The 18,691-nt window shown below is 55.9% G+C and carries 15 protein-coding genes, 6 tRNA genes and 3 rRNA genes; all 24 read right to left on the reverse strand.

Annotated features, from left to right (window positions below):
- Positions 1-180: 180 nt before the first annotated feature.
- Positions 181-549, reverse strand: coding sequence for a 50S ribosomal protein L7/L12 (gene rplL, locus BLT85_RS13230; protein WP_093395611.1), 369 nt, complete (start codon positions 547-549; stop codon positions 181-183).
- 68 nt (positions 550-617) lie between these two features.
- Positions 618-1,118: a 50S ribosomal protein L10 gene (rplJ, locus tag BLT85_RS13235; protein ID WP_093395613.1), complete on the reverse strand. Its 501-nt coding sequence runs from the start codon at positions 1,116-1,118 to the stop codon at positions 618-620.
- Between the two features lie 207 nt (positions 1,119-1,325).
- A complete protein-coding gene (gene rplA / locus BLT85_RS13240; protein WP_093395615.1) occupies positions 1,326-2,021 on the reverse strand; it encodes a 50S ribosomal protein L1 in 696 nt (231 codons plus the stop codon).
- Positions 2,022-2,453, reverse strand: a complete 432-nt coding sequence (gene rplK, locus BLT85_RS13245; RefSeq protein ID WP_093395617.1) for a 50S ribosomal protein L11 — start codon at positions 2,451-2,453, stop codon at positions 2,022-2,024.
- Positions 2,454-2,567: 114 nt separating this feature from the next.
- Positions 2,568-3,101, reverse strand: a complete 534-nt coding sequence (gene nusG, locus BLT85_RS13250) for a transcription termination/antitermination protein NusG (RefSeq protein ID WP_093395619.1) — start codon at positions 3,099-3,101, stop codon at positions 2,568-2,570.
- 9 nt (positions 3,102-3,110) lie between these two features.
- Positions 3,111-3,479 carry a preprotein translocase subunit SecE gene (gene secE, locus BLT85_RS13255; protein ID WP_093395621.1) on the reverse strand — a complete coding sequence of 123 codons (369 nt, stop codon included), beginning with the start codon at positions 3,477-3,479 and terminating at the stop codon, positions 3,111-3,113.
- A 36-nt stretch (positions 3,480-3,515) separates the two neighbouring features.
- A tRNA-Trp gene (locus tag BLT85_RS13260) sits at positions 3,516-3,591 on the reverse strand.
- A gap of 57 nt (positions 3,592-3,648) precedes the next feature.
- The gene (gene tuf / locus BLT85_RS13265) at positions 3,649-4,842 is read right to left on the reverse strand and encodes an elongation factor Tu (protein ID WP_093395623.1); all 1,194 of its coding nucleotides are present in this window, start codon (positions 4,840-4,842) and stop codon (positions 3,649-3,651) included.
- Positions 4,843-4,927: 85 nt separating this feature from the next.
- Positions 4,928-5,003: transfer RNA gene (locus BLT85_RS13270), tRNA-Thr, on the reverse strand.
- Positions 5,004-5,026: 23 nt separating this feature from the next.
- Positions 5,027-5,100 (reverse strand) — tRNA-Gly (locus BLT85_RS13275).
- A gap of 27 nt (positions 5,101-5,127) precedes the next feature.
- Positions 5,128-5,212: transfer RNA gene (locus BLT85_RS13280), tRNA-Tyr, on the reverse strand.
- 121 nt (positions 5,213-5,333) lie between these two features.
- On the reverse strand, positions 5,334-6,020 hold the full coding sequence (locus tag BLT85_RS13285) for an SPOR domain-containing protein (RefSeq protein WP_093395625.1): 687 nt from the start codon (positions 6,018-6,020) through the stop codon (positions 5,334-5,336).
- Complete coding sequence (locus BLT85_RS13290) at positions 6,020-6,769, reverse strand: type III pantothenate kinase (protein WP_093395627.1); 750 nt, start codon at positions 6,767-6,769, stop codon at positions 6,020-6,022. The genes BLT85_RS13285 and BLT85_RS13290 overlap by 1 nt, the downstream gene beginning before the upstream one ends.
- The gene (locus BLT85_RS13295) at positions 6,759-7,730 is read right to left on the reverse strand and encodes a biotin--[acetyl-CoA-carboxylase] ligase (protein WP_172829835.1); all 972 of its coding nucleotides are present in this window, start codon (positions 7,728-7,730) and stop codon (positions 6,759-6,761) included. The genes BLT85_RS13290 and BLT85_RS13295 overlap by 11 nt, the downstream gene beginning before the upstream one ends.
- 174 nt (positions 7,731-7,904) lie before the next feature.
- Positions 7,905-8,020, reverse strand: a 5S ribosomal RNA gene (gene rrf, locus BLT85_RS13300).
- A 143-nt stretch (positions 8,021-8,163) separates the two neighbouring features.
- A 23S ribosomal RNA gene (locus BLT85_RS13305) occupies positions 8,164-11,053 on the reverse strand.
- A 296-nt stretch (positions 11,054-11,349) separates the two neighbouring features.
- Positions 11,350-11,425 (reverse strand) — tRNA-Ala (locus tag BLT85_RS13310).
- Positions 11,426-11,452: 27 nt separating this feature from the next.
- Positions 11,453-11,529 (reverse strand) — tRNA-Ile (locus BLT85_RS13315).
- 106 nt (positions 11,530-11,635) lie between these two features.
- A 16S ribosomal RNA gene (locus BLT85_RS13320) occupies positions 11,636-13,172 on the reverse strand.
- The 16S, 23S and 5S rRNA genes sit together here with 2 tRNA genes alongside, the layout of an rRNA operon.
- A gap of 614 nt (positions 13,173-13,786) precedes the next feature.
- The gene (gene urtE, locus BLT85_RS13325; protein WP_093395631.1) at positions 13,787-14,476 is read right to left on the reverse strand and encodes an urea ABC transporter ATP-binding subunit UrtE; all 690 of its coding nucleotides are present in this window, start codon (positions 14,474-14,476) and stop codon (positions 13,787-13,789) included.
- A gap of 15 nt (positions 14,477-14,491) precedes the next feature.
- Positions 14,492-15,232 carry an urea ABC transporter ATP-binding protein UrtD gene (gene urtD, locus BLT85_RS13330; RefSeq protein WP_093395633.1) on the reverse strand — a complete coding sequence of 247 codons (741 nt, stop codon included), beginning with the start codon at positions 15,230-15,232 and terminating at the stop codon, positions 14,492-14,494.
- A complete protein-coding gene (urtC, locus tag BLT85_RS13335; RefSeq protein ID WP_093395635.1) occupies positions 15,229-16,395 on the reverse strand; it encodes an urea ABC transporter permease subunit UrtC in 1,167 nt (388 codons plus the stop codon). Before urtC ends, urtD begins: the two co-directional genes overlap by 4 nt.
- A gap of 26 nt (positions 16,396-16,421) precedes the next feature.
- Positions 16,422-17,342: an urea ABC transporter permease subunit UrtB gene (urtB, locus tag BLT85_RS13340; RefSeq protein ID WP_093395637.1), complete on the reverse strand. Its 921-nt coding sequence runs from the start codon at positions 17,340-17,342 to the stop codon at positions 16,422-16,424.
- A gap of 69 nt (positions 17,343-17,411) precedes the next feature.
- The gene (gene urtA, locus BLT85_RS13345) at positions 17,412-18,611 is read right to left on the reverse strand and encodes an urea ABC transporter substrate-binding protein (protein ID WP_197673896.1); all 1,200 of its coding nucleotides are present in this window, start codon (positions 18,609-18,611) and stop codon (positions 17,412-17,414) included.
- Between the last annotated feature and the right edge of the window lie 80 nt (positions 18,612-18,691).

An 18,691-nucleotide genomic window follows, 5' to 3' on the forward strand; every position in this document is an offset into this window, starting at 1 on the left:
GCTCACCCTGACGGGTAAGCCCGAAAATGCGTGCAAGCCCTATGTCTTGCTCACTCTTGTGGAGCGGCTCCGGCAAACCGATCAAAGCCGGTTTACAACGGAAAAAGGCCGGTGGCACACGGGCCACCAGCCATCAATCTGACCGATACAATCAGATTGTCGACGCAAGGTCGCGCGAGCTTACTTGAGCTCGACCTTGGCGCCTGCTTCTTCCAGCGACTTCTTCGCGGCTTCAGCTTCGTCCTTGGAAACGCCTTCCTTGACAGTGCCAGGAGCGCCATCAACAACCGCCTTGGCTTCTTTCAGACCCAGACCGGTCAGCTCGCGAACAGCCTTGATCACGTTGACTTTCTTCTCGCCAGCTTCAAGCAGAATGACGTTGAATTCAGTCTGTTCTTCTACAGCGGCAGCGGCAGCAGCCGGACCGGCGGCGGCAGCAGCGGCGGCAGAAACGCCGAACTTCTCTTCCATTGCCTTGATCAGCTCGACAACCTGCATGACGGACATTTCGGATACGGCGTTGATGATATCTTCGTTGCTAAGAGCCATGACTCTATATTCCTATATTGGGGGACGACCTCGGGCCGTCTAAATTGGTAGCGAAGAAGCCCACCGCATTAAGCGGCTTCGGCTTCCTTCTGATCGCGAACAGCGGCCAAGGTACGAACGAACTTGCTGGTTGCGCCCTGGATGACGCTCATCAGCTGACTGATGGCCTCGTCGTAGGTCGGCAGGGATGCCAGCATGTCGATCTGTTCTGCTGCAATGAAGTTGCCTTCAAAGGCTGCGGCCTTGATCTGGAACTTGTCCTGACCTTTCGAGAAATCCTTGAACAGGCGAGCGGCTGCGCCCGGATGCTCCTTGGAAAACGCGATAAGAGTCGGGCCGACAAAGACGTCGTTCAGGCACTCGTATTGAGTACCCTCAACGGCGCGACGCATGAGCGTGTTACGTACTACACGTACGTAAACGCCGGCTTCGCGCGCATCTCTGCGCAGACCAGTCATGGCGGCAACGCTCACGCCGCGGGCATCAGCCACTACGGCAGACAGCGCACCTTGGGCAGCTTCGTTGACTTCAGCGACGATGGCCTTCTTGTCTTCGAGCTTAATTGCCACGGGTTTCACTCCTGGATTTACCATTTGCCACCGAAAAAGGCGGCGTGTTTTGGTGTCTGATCCAGCCTGCGCCGAATCGGGAGCACCATCTGCGTAGGCTGGGAGCGTGACTCCTGTTTGAGGCTTTCGCCGCCTACGGTCTTGGATAGCCCCCACATCGCAGGGACCCCAATTAGTCGGCGCGCTCGGGGAGCGCGCCTTTGTTTGTTACGAACTCAGCGAAGCCTGATCGATCTGCACGCCCGGACCCATGGTGGTGCTGAGAGTCACACGCTTCAGGTAAACGCCCTTGGAGGTAGACGGCTTGGCCTTTCTCAGATCGGCCAGCAGTGCCTCGACGTTTTCCTTCAGCTTGACAGCGTCAAAGCCGACCTTGCCAACCGAGCAATGAATGATGCCATTCTTGTCGGTGCGGTAGCGGACCTGACCGGCTTTGGCGTTCTTCACTGCAGTGCCAACGTCGGCGGCCACGGTGCCGACCTTCGGGTTCGGCATCAGACCACGCGGACCGAGCAGCTGACCCAGCTGACCAACAACACGCATCGCATCGGGCGAAGCGATGACGACGTCATAGTTGAGATCACCCGCCTTCATCTCGGCAGCCAGATCATCCATGCCGACCTTGTCAGCACCGGCAGCCAGCGCGGCTTCAGCATTGGCGCCTTGGGTAAACACAGCGACACGAACAGTCTTGCCAGTGCCGTGGGGCAACAATGTCGCGCCACGGACAACCTGGTCGGACTTACGTGGGTCAACGCCAAGATTCACGGAGACGTCAAACGACTCGGTGAATTTGACATTGGAGACTTCAGCCAGCAGCGTCGCTGCTTCTTCGAAGCCGTATACCTTGTTGGCCTGCACTTTTTCAGCGATAGCCTTCTGACGCTTGGTCAACTTAGCCATTTACACACCCTCCACGGTGAGGCCCATGCTGCGCGCAGAGCCAGCGATGGTGCGTACAGCTGCGTCCATGTCTGCAGCTGTGAGGTCAGCCTGCTTGGTCTTGGCGATCTCTTCCAGCTGGGCACGGGTAACGGTTCCGACTTTCTGGCTGTTCGGGCGCGGCGAGCCACCCTTCAGGCCTGCAGCCTTCATCAGCAGAACGGAAGCGGGCGTGCTCTTGGTTTCAAAGGTAAAGCTACGGTCGCTATATACGGTGATGATGACAGGCGTTGGCAGACCAGGCTCCATGCCCTGAGTCTTGGCATTGAATGCCTTGCAGAACTCCATGATATTCACACCGTGCTGACCCAGTGCCGGACCAACCGGCGGACTTGGGTTAGCCTGACCGGCCTTGACCTGCAGCTTGATATAAGCCTGAATCTTCTTTGCCATGTATATCTCCAGAGGGTGCTAGCGCCTTGCGGCTCCCCGGTTAAGCGAAATTCCCCGGTGACAACAAAACCCCGCATTGCCCGAGGCATTGCAGGGTTCAGGGGACGACGAAACTCAGCCCTTTTCGACCTGACTGAATTCCAGCTCCACAGGTGTGGGGCGACCAAAAATGAGAACAGCCACCTGAACACGGCTTTTCTCATAATTAACTTCTTCAACAACGCCGTTGAAGTCCGCAAACGGACCGTCGGTAACACGAACAACCTCGCCTGGCTCGAACAGAGTCTTCGGCTTGGGTTTATCGGTTCCTTCGGAAACACGGCGCAGGATAGCCTCGGCCTCACGATCGGTAATCGGAGCAGGCTTGTCGGCAGTACCGCCAATGAACCCGAGCACTCGACTGGTATCTTTAACCAGGTGCCAGGTTCCTTCATTCATTTCCATCTGGACCAGTACGTAGCCAGGGAAAAATTTACGTTCACTTTTGCGCTTCTGACCGTTGCGCATTTCCACCACTTCTTCGGTGGGCACAAGGATTTCGCCGAATTGATCTTCCATTCCGGCCAGCTTGACACGCTCCTGCAAGGAGCGCATGACATGCTTTTCAAAACCAGAATAAGCATGCACGACGTACCAACGCTTAGACACGGATCACCCTTAACCAATGAACTGAGATATGATCCAACCCAGCAGCGTGTCGAGCCCCCAGAGAATCAGGGCCATGATCAGCACCACCGCGACGACAATCAACGTCGTCTGGGTAGTTTCTTGACGGGTCGGCCAAACAACCTTGCGGATTTCAATGCGCGCTTCTTTGGTCAGCGTCCAGAAGGCTTTGCCTTTTTCGGTCTGCAGGGCAACGAAGCCTGCAACGAGACCAAGCACAACCAGCGCTACCGCGCGGTACAAAACAGGCTCTGCGGCAAAGTAGTGATTACCATATACGCCAGCAGCGACGATAATGGCCACAATAACCCACTTGATCACGTCGAAGCGGCTATCGTGCAGCTCTGCCTTAGTACTCATGAATCATCAAATCCTGTTTCGGTAGCCAGATAAATCTGGCAGGCCAGGAGGGAATCGAACCCCCAACCTGCGGTTTTGGAGACCGCCGCTCTGCCAATTGAGCTACTGGCCTGTAATCGCAGTCGAGCCGGCAAGTTTACCGACTCGACCAGTCAAGATCAAACGCTATTTACTCGATGATCTTGGCAACCACGCCGGCACCAACGGTACGACCGCCTTCGCGAATCGCGAAGCGCAGGCCGTCTTCCATGGCGATCGGAGCGATCAGGGTGACAATCAGCTTGACGTTGTCGCCCGGCATTACCATTTCAACGCCTTCCGGCAGCTCGCACGAACCGGTTACGTCGGTGGTACGGAAGTAGAACTGCGGACGGTAGCCCTTGAAGAACGGAGTGTGACGACCGCCTTCATCCTTGCCCAGCACGTACACTTCAGCTTCGAACTTGGTGTGCGGCTTGATGGTGCCCGGCTTGGCCAGTACCTGACCACGCTCTACGTCTTCACGCTTGGTACCACGCAGCAGAACACCAACGTTCTCACCGGCACGGCCTTCGTCAAGCAGCTTGCGGAACATTTCGACGCCAGTACAGGTAGTCTTGGTAGTCGCCTTGATACCGACGATTTCCACTTCTTCCTGAACCTTGACGATACCGCGCTCGACACGACCAGTCACAACGGTACCGCGACCGGAGATCGAGAACACGTCTTCGATCGGCATCAGGAACGGCTTATCGATCGCACGCTCGGGCTCCGGGATGTAGCTGTCCAGAGTCTCAACCAGCTTCTGCACCGCGGAAACGCCGATACCGTTGTCGTCCTTGCCTTCCAGCGCCATCAGCGCGGAGCCGATGATGATCGGGGTGTCGTCACCCGGGAAGTCATAGGTGCTCAGCAGGTCACGAACTTCCATCTCGACCAGTTCCAGCAGCTCTTCGTCATCGACCATGTCAGCCTTGTTCAGGAACACGACGATGTAAGGAACGCCTACCTGGCGGGACAGCAGGATGTGCTCGCGAGTCTGCGGCATCGGGCCGTCAGCAGCCGAACATACCAGGATCGCGCCGTCCATCTGCGCAGCACCGGTGATCATGTTCTTGACGTAGTCAGCGTGGCCGGGGCAGTCAACGTGCGCGTAGTGACGAGTCGGAGAATCGTATTCCACGTGCGAGGTGTTGATGGTGATACCACGAGCCTTCTCTTCCGGCGCGTTGTCGATCTGGTCGAAAGCGCGGGCAGAACCGCCGTAGGATTCTGCACAGACCTTGGTCAGAGCAGCGGTCAGAGTGGTCTTGCCATGGTCAACGTGACCGATGGTGCCCACGTTCAGGTGCGGTTTGCTACGTTCGAACTTCTCTTTGGCCATCGAGAGATCCCCTATTCCTGAGTGCAATGCGCGAGTCACGCGACCATTAAATAAAAGGCAGATATTCGCATATCTGCCTTCATACTGGAGCTCATGAGCGGATTTGAACCGCTGACCTCACCCTTACCAAGGGTGTGCTCTACCAACTGAGCTACATGAGCTTACACCGTTTGCAGAACCGAACTGGAGCGGGTAGCGGGAATCGAACCCGCACCATCAGCTTGGAAGGCTGAGGTTCTACCGTTGAACTATACCCGCCAAGTGCTCGGCTTTTATTGCGAAATCTGGTGGAGGGGGAAGGATTCGAACCTTCGAAGGCTAAGCCGTCAGATTTACAGTCTGATCCCTTTGACCGCTCGGGAACCCCTCCGTAAAAGAGGCGCCATTTTCATCACTTGGCGCCGCCCTGTCAACACTTTTATCCAGCAAAAACCGCGACTTGAAATAAAAGCTGGCACCGGCAAAGCCGGCCACCCCAGGCGGACGCCATTCTAGGGGATAGAGGTGACTGCCGCAACGGCCCGGCAAGGTAGATATTGATGCTGCAGCTGAGGAAAACTCTCCCGCAGCCTGCCCAGCAAAGCCTGGTCTACCAGGCGACGGGCATCGCTGTTCACCTGAACCAGGTACTCCCGTCCGCGCTTCGCCACTGGCTCGAGACGTACCGGGTAACCCTGATCGCGCAACTGGGCAAGCCGCGCCTGCGCATAATCCTCTCGCCCGAACACGCCGAGCGAAAGATTGTTGGCCAGCGATCCTTGGGTAATCAAAAAACTGTCGATACCACTCTCCTGCAGCTCGGAAAGCTTCGCCAGCGCTACCGAGCGCCCGCCGGACACCGGGTGTATCAACCAAAAATCTAGCGAGCCAGCCACCTCGCGCACAACCACGTCTGAACCGATACCGAGCGCGAGCATGCGTTGCCTTAGCTGCTCGGCCCGCCCACGCTCGTCAAAAGCGCCCAGACTGACGCAGAGCACCGTGCCATTAACGCTTTGCTCGAGGTTTTGTGCAGCCGCGCTTGGCTCGACTGACTTGGCGCGCTCCTGGGATACCAGTCGCTGCTCCAACGGCCGGTCCGCCTGGTCACGCAGGGCACGGTCGGCCATGCCGTCCTGGAGCTGCCACAGAGCATATAGGATGTTCAGCAGGAGAAGCAGCAGAAAGAGCGAGCGCATCAGCTCAGCTCCATAGGGCAGGCCAGAGCAAGCCCTTCGAAGACGAGGTCGCTAACTATGTGACAGCCCTCCGGAAGAAGCTCGGCCATGCGCTCAGCGTCGCCTCCGGTAAGTATGACAACGAGACTACCCCCGAGAATCTGGTGAGCGATTCGCAACTGCTCCCGCACGAAGCCGGAAAGCATCAGATCACAGCCGTACTCCACTGCCTCGGCGGTGGTACGACCCGGCCGGGGGATTTCGAGATCGCTCTTAGGCTGCTCCTCGTAACGGATCAGCCGAGTGTGTCGCTTGAGTCCGCTGCGCAACAACTTGCTACCCGGAGCGATATAGCCACCGAGGTGCTTACCATCAACAGCGACAAAGTCGACCGTGACCGCAGTACCAAGATCGATGATCACGCAAGCTTTGCGGCAAAGATGATAGCCCGCCACGAGCGCAAGCCATCGATCCATGCCCAGTCGCTGCGGATCGAGATACCCATTGCTGACTCCGACCAGCGTCTCGTTCGGACGCGCCACTTGCGGGTGCAGCTTTAGCCAACTGGTCAATTGATCTACTACGACTTGCGTTTCATCAGGCGAGCGAACGCTAACCAAGCGACACCCGCTAATTTCTCGCTCCTGGCCGCCCAGCAACCGCTGAAGCTCCACCAAATCCGGCGACATGTCACGGTCACGAACGCGATTCTCACGGTCAAGCAGTCGCCATTTTATCAGCGTATTGCCGCAATCCAGTTCAAGAAGCATCGACAAGCCTCAGGCTAACTTCACCACCATGCATCGCCACTTCGCCTGCCCCCGTAGAAAGCCTAAGCGCTCCGGAATCATTTACGCCCAAGTCGATACCTTCCGTTGCATTGTCACCGGATACGACTCTTACCATACGGCCGAGCCATGCGTCTCGCTCCGACCATACGCGGACGAACGACGAGAACCCATCGCGACGGAATATCTCCAACGCTTCATGCAAGCGCGCCAGGAAAAGTGCGATAAGCCGATTTCGATCTAGCTCAGCTGAGCGATCCGATAGAAACAGCGACGTCCATTGCTGGTCGATATGCTCGGAGCGGGACATCAATACGTTTACCCCGACACCGATGACGGCTACACACTCGGCACTAAGATCGCCGGCGATCTCGATCAGTATCCCGGCGAGCTTGCTACCATCTAGAAGCACGTCGTTAGGCCACTTTAGCTGACATCCAGCGTATCCAGCGTCTTCCAGCGCTTCAACCAGCGCCAGGCCTACTACAAGACTGAGGCCCTCAAGCGACTGCGCTCCAGCCTCGAATGGTTCAACCACGGTAAGGTAGATATTCTGCCCGTAAGGGCTGGCCCAGGACCGGCCGCGCCGGCCGCGACCGCTGCGCTGCTGCTCGCTGGTCACAACTAGTGGATGAGGACCCAACTTGCCGACCAAGCGGTGCGCTTCGGCATTGGTCGAGTCGATCTCATTAACGACCCGCCACTCCCACCTACGGCGGCAGTCTTCTGGCAACCGGTCGATTATCCGCTCAGCATCGAGGAGGGAAGCTCCTTTCGGAGCGCAGTAGCCTCTACCGCGAACGCTATACAGCGGATAGCCGTCTTCCTCCAGTTTTTTTAACGACTTCCACACTGCCGCCCTGCTTACGCCCAGCTGTTGGCCAAGCCATTCACCTGAATGAAAGTCACCATCGGACATGAGGTCGAGCAGCTTGCCTAGCATTGTGGTTCTCGGCGCGAATAGAGCACGCATGATAACGCCAGCAAACGGCAGATTGAATGGAATTGTAACGACTATTCCAAGCCGAGCCGGCGAGAAAAGCCAACGACGCGGGATTTTCTTCCGCGCACATAAGAACGCCCCGATCCTTGTGGGATCAGGGCGTTCGGTATAGGCGCTTGACGATGACCTACTCTCACATGGGGAAACCCCACACTACCATCGGCGATGCATCGTTTCACTTCTGAGTTCGGGATGGGATCAGGTGGTTCCAATGCTCTATGGTCGTCAAGCAATTTGTTGCTGACCGGTTTTGAGTCCGAGCAGCTAAAAGCTTGGGTTGGTGATAGAAGGAAGACGGATCTTGTAATCTCGTACAGTTCCAGCTTGTCGTTCATCTGTCTTGATCGTTAACACCAGATTGCTTGGGTGTTATATGGTCAAGCCACACGGGCAATTAGTACTGGTTAGCTCAACGCCTTGCAACGCTTACACACCCAGCCTATCAACGTCGTAGTCTTCGACGGCCCTTTAGGGGAGTCAAGCTCCCGGTGAGATCTCATCTTGAGGCAAGTTTCCCGCTTAGATGCTTTCAGCGGTTATCTTTTCCGAACGTAGCTACCCGGCAATGCCACTGGCGTGACAACCGGAACACCAGGGGTTCGTCCACTCCGGTCCTCTCGTACTAGGAGCAGCCCCTCTCAAATCTCAAACGTCCACGGCAGATAGGGACCGAACTGTCTCACGACGTTCTAAACCCAGCTCGCGTACCACTTTAAATGGCGAACAGCCATACCCTTGGGACCGGCTTCAGCCCCAGGATGTGATGAGCCGACATCGAGGTGCCAAACACCGCCGTCGATATGAACTCTTGGGCGGTATCAGCCTGTTATCCCCGGAGTACCTTTTATCCGTTGAGCGATGGCCCTTCCATACAGAACCACCGGATCACTAAGACCTACTTTCGTACCTGCTCGTCGTGTTGGACTCGCAGTCAAGCGCGCTTTTGCCTTTATACTCTACGCACGATTTCCGACCGTGCTGAGCGCACCTTCGTACTCCTCCGTTACTCTTTGGGAGGAGACCGCCCCAGTCAAACTACCCACCATACACTGTCCTCGATCCGGATAACGGACCAGAGTTAGAACCTCAAAGTTGCCAGGGTGGTATTTCAAGGTTGGCTCCACGCGAACTAGCGTCCACGCTTCAAAGCCTCCCACCTATCCTACACAAGCAAATTCAAAGTCCAGTGCAAAGCTATAGTAAAGGTTCACGGGGTCTTTCCGTCTAGCCGCGGATACACTGCATCTTCACAGCGATTTCAATTTCACTGAGTCTCGGGTGGAGACAGCGCCGCCATCATTACGCCATTCGTGCAGGTCGGAACTTACCCGACAAGGAATTTCGCTACCTTAGGACCGTTATAGTTACGGCCGCCGTTTACCGGGGCTTCGATCAAGAGCTTCGCCGAAGCTAACCCCATCAATTAACCTTCCGGCACCGGGCAGGCGTCACACCCTATACGTCCACTTTCGTGTTTGCAGAGTGCTGTGTTTTTAATAAACAGTTGCAGCGGCCTGGTATCTTCGACCGGCATGAGCTTACGGAGCAAGTCCTTCACCCTCACCGGCGCACCTTCTCCCGAAGTTACGGTGCCATTTTGCCTAGTTCCTTCACCCGAGTTCTCTCAAGCGCCTTGGTATTCTCTACCTGACCACCTGTGTCGGTTTGGGGTACGATTCCTAGTTACCTGAAGCTTAGAGGCTTTTCCTGGAAGCATGGCATCAACCACTTCGCTTTCTAAAAGAAAGCTCGTCATCGGTTCTCGGCCTTAGGATCCCGGATTTACCTAAGATCCCAGCCTACCGCCTTAAACAAGGACAACCAACGCCTTGCTGGCCTAGCCTTCTCCGTCCCCCCATCGCAGTAACTAGAAGTACGGGAATATTAACCCGTTTCCCATCGACTACGCCTGTCGGCCTCGCCTTAGGGATCGACTCACCCTGCGTCGATTAACGTTGCGCAGGAACCCTTGGTCTTCCGGCGTGGGAGTTTTTCACTCCCATTGTCGTTACTCATGTCAGCATTCGCACTTCTGATACCTCCAGCCAACTTCTCAATTGACCTTCACAGGCTTACAGAACGCTCCTCTACCGCTCATCCTAAGATGAACCCGTAGCTTCGGTGTATGGTTTGAGCCCCGTTACATCTTCCGCGCAGGCCGACTCGACTAGTGAGCTATTACGCTTTCTTTAAAGGATGGCTGCTTCTAAGCCAACCTCCTAGCTGTCTAAGCCTTCCCACATCGTTTCCCACTTAACCATAACTTTGGGACCTTAGCTGACGGTCTGGGTTGTTTCCCTTTTCACGACGGACGTTAGCACCCGCCGTGTGTCTCCCGTGCTGACACTCACTGGTATTCGGAGTTTGCATCGGTTTGGTAAGTCGGGATGACCCCCTAGCCGAAACAGTGCTCTACCCCCAGTGGTGATACACGAGGCGCTACCTAAATAGCTTTCGAGGAGAACCAGCTATCTCCGAGCTTGATTAGCCTTTCACTCCTATCCACAAGTCATCCGCTAACTTTTCAACGGTAGTCGGTTCGGTCCTCCAGTGCCTGTTACGGCACCTTCAACCTGCCCATGGATAGATCGCCCGGTTTCGGGTCTATACCCAGCGACTAAACGCCCTATTAAGACTCGGTTTCCCTACGCCTCCCCTAGACGGTTAAGCTCGCCACTGAATATAAGTCGCTGACCCATTATACAAAAGGTACGCAGTCACAGAACAAGTCTGCTCCCACTGCTTGTACGCATACGGTTTCAGGTTCTATTTCACTCCCCTCACAGGGGTTCTTTTCGCCTTTCCCTCACGGTACTGGTTCACTATCGGTCAGTCAGGAGTATTTAGCCTTGGAGGATGGTCCCCCCATGTTCAGACAACGTTTCACGTGCGCCGTCCTACTCGATTTCACAGCTAAGAGTCTTTCGCGTACGGGGCTATCACCCACTATGGCCGCACTTTCCAGAGCGCTCCGCTAAACTCAAAACTGCTTAAGGGCTGGTCCCCGTTCGCTCGCCACTACTTGGGGAATCTCGGTTGATTTCTTTTCCTCAGGGTACTTAGATGTTTCAGTTCCCCTGGTTCGCCTCACACACCTATGTATTCAGTGTGTGATACCTAGCTTATGCTAAGTGGGTTTCCCCATTCAGAGATCTCCGGGTCACAGGTCGTTTGCCACCTCACCGAAGCTTTTCGCAGGCTACCACGTCTTTCATCGCCTCTGACTGCCAAGGCATCCACCGTATGCGCTTATTCACTTGACCATATAACCCCAAACAATCTGCCTGTTGCCAGGCGATCGATCGGTGTTTTGATCGTTGACATGATAAACGACAATCCGGAACTTGCACTTGAGATTACAAGTTACCTTAGCCATAACGTGTGCAGTGAAACACCCGTTATGTCTTGTCTTACTTCTATCACTTTCCCAAATTTTTAAAGAGCGACTGGTTCAGAGACCAGACATCAATGATCGACTTTGCCTACCACTCAAAGTGAATCATTCATGTATGAACTCTAGCCAGTACAAGGCTATCGATGTCGGTTGCGCGGTCTGTCTTGGTGGAGCCAAGCGGGATCGAACCGCTGACCTCCTGCGTGCAAGGCAGGCGCTCTCCCAGCTGAGCTATGGCCCCTTGATAAGACCGTCACACCTCGACAATTGGTGGGTCTGGGCAGATTCGAACTGCCGACCTCACCCTTATCAGGGGTGCGCTCTAACCAACTGAGCTACAGACCCAATCGTCTCGGGCAACCCAGCAGCTATAACGCTACAACCCAATCGCCTTTCTTTCAGAATCAAGTAATTCGTGTGAGTGCTTGAAGGACCGTTGTGATCTATCGATTAAGGAGGTGATCCAGCCGCAGGTTCCCCTACGGCTACCTTGTTACGACTTCACCCCAGTCATGAATCACACCGTGGTAACCGTCCTCCCGAAGGTTAGACTAGCTACTTCTGGTGCAACCCACTCCCATGGTGTGACGGGCGGTGTGTACAAGGCCCGGGAACGTATTCACCGCGACGTTCTGATTCGCGATTACTAGCGATTCCGACTTCATGGAGTCGAGTTGCAGACTCCAATCCGGACTACGATCGGTTTTAAGGGATTAGCTCCACCTCGCGGCTTGGCGACCCTCTGTACCGACCATTGTAGCACGTGTGTAGCCCTGGCCGTAAGGGCCATGATGACTTGACGTCATCCCCACCTTCCTCCGGTTTGTCACCGGCAGTCTCCTTAGAGTGCCCACCATAATGTGCTGGTAACTAAGGACAAGGGTTGCGCTCGTTACGGGACTTAACCCAACATCTCACGACACGAGCTGACGACAGCCATGCAGCACCTGTGTCTGAGTTCCCGAAGGCACCCTTCCATCTCTGGAAGGTTCTCAGCATGTCAAGGCCAGGTAAGGTTCTTCGCGTTGCTTCGAATTAAACCACATGCTCCACCGCTTGTGCGGGCCCCCGTCAATTCATTTGAGTTTTAATCTTGCGACCGTACTCCCCAGGCGGTCAACTTATTGCGTTAGCTGCGCCACTAAAATCTCAAGGATTCCAACGGCTAGTTGACATCGTTTACGGCGTGGACTACCAGGGTATCTAATCCTGTTTGCTCCCCACGCTTTCGCACCTCAGTGTCAGTATCAGTCCAGGTAGTCGCCTTCGCCACTGGTGTTCCTTCCTATATCTACGCATTTCACCGCTACACAGGAAATTCCACTACCCTCTACCGTACTCTAGCTAAGCAGTTATGGATGCAGTTCCCAGGTTGAGCCCGGGGATTTCACACCCATCTTACTTAGCCACCTACGCGCGCTTTACGCCCAGTAATTCCGATTAACGCTTGCACCCTCTGTATTACCGCGGCTGCTGGCACAGAGTTAGCCGGTGCTTATTCTGTTGGTAACGTCAAGAAAGCAAGGTATTAGCTTACTTCCCTTCCTCCCAACTTAAAGTGCTTTACAATCCGAAGACCTTCTTCACACACGCGGCATGGCTGGATCAGGCTTGCGCCCATTGTCCAATATTCCCCACTGCTGCCTCCCGTAGGAGTCTGGACCGTGTCTCAGTTCCAGTGTGACTGATCATCCTCTCAGACCAGTTACGGATCGTCGCCTAGGTGAGCCATTACCTCACCTACTAGCTAATCCGACCTGGGCTCATCTGATAGCGCAAGGTCCGAAGATCCCCTGCTTTCTCCCGTAGGACGTATGCGGTATTAGCGTTCCTTTCGGAACGTTATCCCCCACTACCAGGCAGATTCCCAGGTGTTACTCACCCGTCCGCCGCTCTCAAGGGGAGCAAGCTCCCCTCTACCGCTCGACTTGCATGTGTTAGGCCTGCCGCCAGCGTTCAATCTGAGCCATGATCAAACTCTTCAGTTTTAATACTGATCGGGTTTTGAGAAAACCCTAAACTTGGCTCAGCCTTAGCTAAAAACTCATGAATTCACAAGAGTTACTTGCTTGGCTGATAATCTTGCGATCATCAATCGTGCCCAGCAAGCACCCACACGAATTACTTGATTCATCTTGTTAAAGAGCGATTCGGTTCGCGTTTCCGCTTAACCAAGGCCGCGCATTCTACGCTAACCTTCTATTCTGTCAAGCATTTTCGTGAAGTTTCTTACCGCTTCACTGCCTGCTTGGCCGACCCGGCAAGCTCTCGCTTCTCCGTGTCAGGGAGGCGCATTCTACAGCAGCTCTCACCACTGTCAACACCTTCCGTAAACCTCTTGATGAGTCGCCTCATCAACCCGCAAAGTCCGTTACCGCCAGCCTTCACAGAGCGGCGCATTCTACGCCGTCCTTCCAGCCTGTCAACCCCTAAATTATCGCTAACTTATTGATTGTAAAGCGCTTTATTCAAAGCAGCTCGACTGGAGAGAGGCGCATTATAGACCTCTGAGCAGGGCCGTCAAGCGGTTTTCAGCGACTTTCTCGGATCCGAAGGAAAAGCCCGGTTCCGCTGTCAGAAGCGCGCTTTCGCCTCAACCACCTCAGACCGATAAAAAGCGACTGATATAGGCCTTGTCTATCTGGTCGCCTGCTGCTTCATGGACGATCTTGCCTTTGTCCATGACCAGCATCCGATCAGCCACATTCAAAGCGAAGCTAAGGACCTGCTCGGAGACTACGATGCTAATCTTGCGCTTGACCTTGATCTCGTTGAGCGTCGTCGCTAGCTGCTTGATGATCGACGGCTGGATTCCCTCGGTCGGCTCATCCAACAACAAGACCTTCGGGTTGGCAGCCAGCGCTCGGCCAATAGCCAGCTGCTGCTGCTGTCCACCGGATAGGTTGCCAGCCTTGCGGTGGCGCATCTCCAGCAGAACAGGGAACAGCTCGTAGATATCCTCCGGCACCTTCTTGCGCCCCGAAGCCTCCAGCCCGGCCATGATGTTCTCTTCGACAGTCAGGGTCGGGAAGACCATCCGGCCCTGCGGCACGTAAGCGATGCCACTGGACACACGTTGGTACGGCTGAGCTTTGGTCAAGTCTTCACCGTGGAAGGTGATTCCACCGCTGCTGCTTGGCAGCATGCCGATCAACGATTTGAACAAGGTCGTCTTGCCCATGCCGTTTCGGCCCATGATTGCTACCGTCTCGTTCGATCCAACATCCAGGGAAACGCCGTGGATGACTTCGCTCATTCCATAGCTAACGTGCAAGTCGCGTACGTTCAACATGTCTGGCTCTCCCCTTTAGTGGCCAAGGTAGACTTCAATGACCTTTTCGTTCTTCTGGACGTCGTCCATCTTCCCTTCAGCCAGCAACTTGCCCTGATGAAGGACCGTCACCCTGTGAGCGATGTCCTTGACGAAATCCATGTCGTGTTCGATCACGATCACCGAGCGGTTTTTGCTGATGCGGCGCAGCAGATCCGCCGTCGCTTCGCGCTCGGATACACTCATGCCGGCGACTGGCTCATCCAGCATCAATAGCTCCGGGTCCTGGATAAGGAGCATGCCGATCTCCAACCACTGCTTCTGCCCATGACTAAGCAGACCAGCGCTGGTATCGAGACGGTCAGCCAGGAAAATCTCCTCCGCAATCTCCTGCACACGCGATTGCACCTTGTCGGTGACCTTGAAGAACAGGCTACCGAACACGCTGCGTCCTCCCGGATAGGACAGTTGCAGATTCTCCCGTACGGTCAGGTTCTCGTAGATGGAAGGTGTCTGGAACTTGCGTCCGACTCCGGCCTTGACGATGTTGTTTTCCGCCAGCTTGGTCAGCTCGGTGTCCCTGAACCTGATCGAGCCCGACGTCGCCTTGGTCTTCCCGCAGATGAGGTCGAGCAGCGTTGTCTTGCCAGCGCCGTTCGGCCCGATCACCACTCTCACCTCGTTGCGTTCAACGTAAAGGTTCAGCCCGTCCACCGCCTTGAAACCATCAAACGAGACAGTGAGATCTTCGATAGCCAGCAGAATCGGCGCCCTCATGACGGCATCTCCTGGACACGGTTACGGGTTGCTGTCTTGCTCTTTTCGTCTCGCTCCACCCTACGGGCGGCTGCCCTGCGCTGCAGGAAACTGTCGATGTATGGCTGTACGAAGTCCGCGTAGAGACCCGCCAGACCGCGCGGAAACAACAGCACCACGCCGATGAACAGAGCGCCCATGAAAATGATCCACAGCTGAGGGAAGCTTTCGGATAGAAGCGACTTGGCCAGGTTGACCAGCAGCGCACCGTACACCGCGCCGACCAGCGATAACCGCCCACCCACGGCACAAAATATGACCATCTCGATCGAGGCGACCGTGCCGACAAACGACGGCGACATGAACCCGACCTGGAGAGCGAACATCGCCCCGCCTATCGCCGAGAAGATGCCAGCCAGAGCAAACACGAAGATCTTGATGTTGGCCACGTCGTAACCGGAAAAGCGCACCCGGTCTTCCTGGTCGCGCATGGCGATGAGCAACTTGCCATAGCGGCTGCTCAGCACGAACTGACCGATCAACAGGCAGACGATCAACAGCGTGCAGCAGACGAAATACAGCAGATACTTGGCGCTATCCGGCCGGATGTCCCAACCGAGGAACGTCCGCAGATCGGTGATGCCATTGATACCGCCGGTGTACCCCTGCTGCCCAACGATCAGAATGGTGGCGATGGAAGCGATGGCCTGGGTAATGATGGCGAAGTACACCCCGCCGACGCGGCGCTTGAACATGGCGACACCGATGAGAAAAGCAAACAGCGCCGGCACGGTCAGGATGAACAGGATTGTCAACGTCAGACTATGGAAGGGCATCCAGAGCATCGGTAGTTCGGTGATCTGGTTCCAGTCCATGAAATCGGGGATACCGGGCGTGCTCTGGATCGCCGTGTTTTGCGGACTAGACGCTTCCAGCTTGAGAAACATGGCCATGCAGTATCCGCCCAAGCCAAAAAAGACGCCTTGCCCGAGGCTAAGTACCCCGCCATAACCCCAGCACAACACCAGTCCTACCGCAACGAAGGCGTACGTCAGGTATTTACCGATCAGGTTCAATCGGAAGATATCCAGCGTCAGCGGCAGTACCAGCATGAGCAGGACGGCGAGGGCCAGAATTTGCAGCAAACGCTGCCGTCCCCCGAATGCGCTTATCCAGTTTTGCATTTCAATAACCTCCAGCCGATACGCCGTTAACGGCGCACCTTGCTTGCGAAGAGTCCCTGGGGACGGAACATCAGGATCCCAACGACGACCAGAAGCGTGATGACTTTGGCCATGGAGCCGCTGAGGAAGAATTCGAGAATCGATTGCGACTGAGCGATACCGAAGGCCGAAACCACTGTACCGAGCAGGCTGGCTGCGCCCCCGAACACCACGATCAGGAAGGTGTCGACGATATACAGCGAACCGGTGGTCGGGCCGGTCGAGGCGATGGTCGTGAACGCCGCGCCCGCCACGCCGGCAATACCGCAGCCGAGCGCGAAGGTCAGCCGGTCGACACGTTGGGTATTGATACCCGCCGCGTTGGCCATAGCCCGGTTTTGCGTGGTTGCCCGAACCTTGATACCCCACCGCGAGCGATAGAGCAGGAACACCACGCCAAGCGTCATGATCAAGGTGACGACCATCACGAACATGCCGTTGAGTGGAATGTCGATAATGTCGGTCGGCGCCCAGGACCCCATGAGCCAGTCGGGCATCGTCACGCTCACTTCACGCGGGCCGAAGGTGGAGCGGTAGATCTGTTGGAGGATCAACCCCAGACCCCAAGTGGCCAGCAGTGTGTCCAGCGGCCGGTGATACAGGCGACTGATCATGACCCGCTCGACGATATAGCCGAGTAGAAACGCCCCGGCGAATGCCGCGCCGATGGCGAACGGGAAGTACATCTGCTGTAACCAGGGCGACGTCGAAGCCACCTCGGAAACCATCCAGGTAATGTAAGCGCCCAGGGTCAGAAACTCCCCGTGAGCCATGTTGATAACGCCCATCTGCCCGAAAATGATGGCCAATCCGAGGGCCATCAGCAGAAAGACGCAGAATAGACTCAGGCCACTGAATCCCTGCATGACAAAAATGGCCGTGAGCTCTTGTGCTGAATAACCGCCCATATTCGCTCTCCTAATCTTCGGACGATGCGGCCGCAGCCGGCCGCATCTTGTTGCTGGTACCGCCAGTGCTTACTGGTAGCCTTCCGGGAAGGGGTTGGGCTCGATCAGGTCAGACTCGTATACGACTTCGGCCTGGCCGTTGGCCTTCCACTGGCCGACGCGCAGCTTGCTCCACAGGTGATGGTTCTCATGCACCTTGACGTAGCCTTCCGGAGCGGTCTCCAGCTCGATGCCAGCCGAAGCTTCAGCGATCGCATCAACGTCGAAGCTGCCAGCCTTCTCGACAGCGGCTTTCCACAGCCACGGGCCAAGGTAGGCGGCCTGCGTCACGTCACCGATCACGCTGTCTTCACCCCAACGCGCCTTGAACGCCTTGACGAACTCCTGGTTGTTTTCGTTATCCAGCGACTGGAAGTACTTCATGGCCGAGTAATAGCCTTCCATGTTCTCGCCGCCGATACCGAGCACTTCGTCTTCGGTCACGGAAATGGTCATGATGGTCTGGCGATCAGGGGTGATACCTGCGGCCTTGAGCTGCTTCCACCAGGCCACGTTCGAGCCGCCGACGATGCTGGCGTACACCACGTCAGGCTTCTTCAAACGAATCTTGTTTATCAGCGAGCCGAAGTTGGTATTGCCCAGCGGGTAGTATTCTTCGCCGATGACTTCGCCGCCGAGCACGTTTTCAATGTGCTTGCGGGCGATCTTGTTGGAGGTACGCGGCCAGATGTAATCCGAACCGACCAGGTAGAAGCTCTTGGCACCCTTCTCCTTGGCGATCCAGTCCAGGCCAGCAATGATCTGCTGAGTCGCTTCCTGGCCGGTGTAGATCACGTTCTTCGACTGCTCGAGTCCTTCATAGAAAGTCGGGTAATAAAGCATGCCGTTCTCTTTCTCGAACACCGGCAGTACCGCCTTGCGCGATGCCGACGTCCAGCATCCGAATACTGCTGCGACCTTGTCCTGGGTCAGCAGCTTGCGCGACTTCTCGGCGAAGGTTGGCCAGTCACTGGCCCCGTCTTCCTGGACGATTTCGATCTGTCGTCCGAGAACGCCGCCCATAGCGTTGATCTGTTCGATCGCCAGCTTTTCCGCCTCGACCGAGCCGGTTTCGCTGATTGCCATGGTGCCGGTGATGGAATGCAGAATGCCGACCTTGACGGTGTCGTCGGTAACGGCCAGGCCGGTCGTGTTGACCTTTTCCGTAGGATGGTCAGCAGCGCCAGCCACGCCAGCGAAGCCCAGGCCAGTGCCCAGGGCAACCGCCATCAAGTGGCGCTTCCACGTCGGCGTCTTGCGGGTAGAGTCATGCATGAGGTACTTCTCCTTAGTGTGGATGTAACTGGTGA

The organism is Halopseudomonas xinjiangensis (genome assembly GCF_900104945.1).
GTDB lineage: Bacteria > Pseudomonadota > Gammaproteobacteria > Pseudomonadales > Pseudomonadaceae > Halopseudomonas > Halopseudomonas xinjiangensis.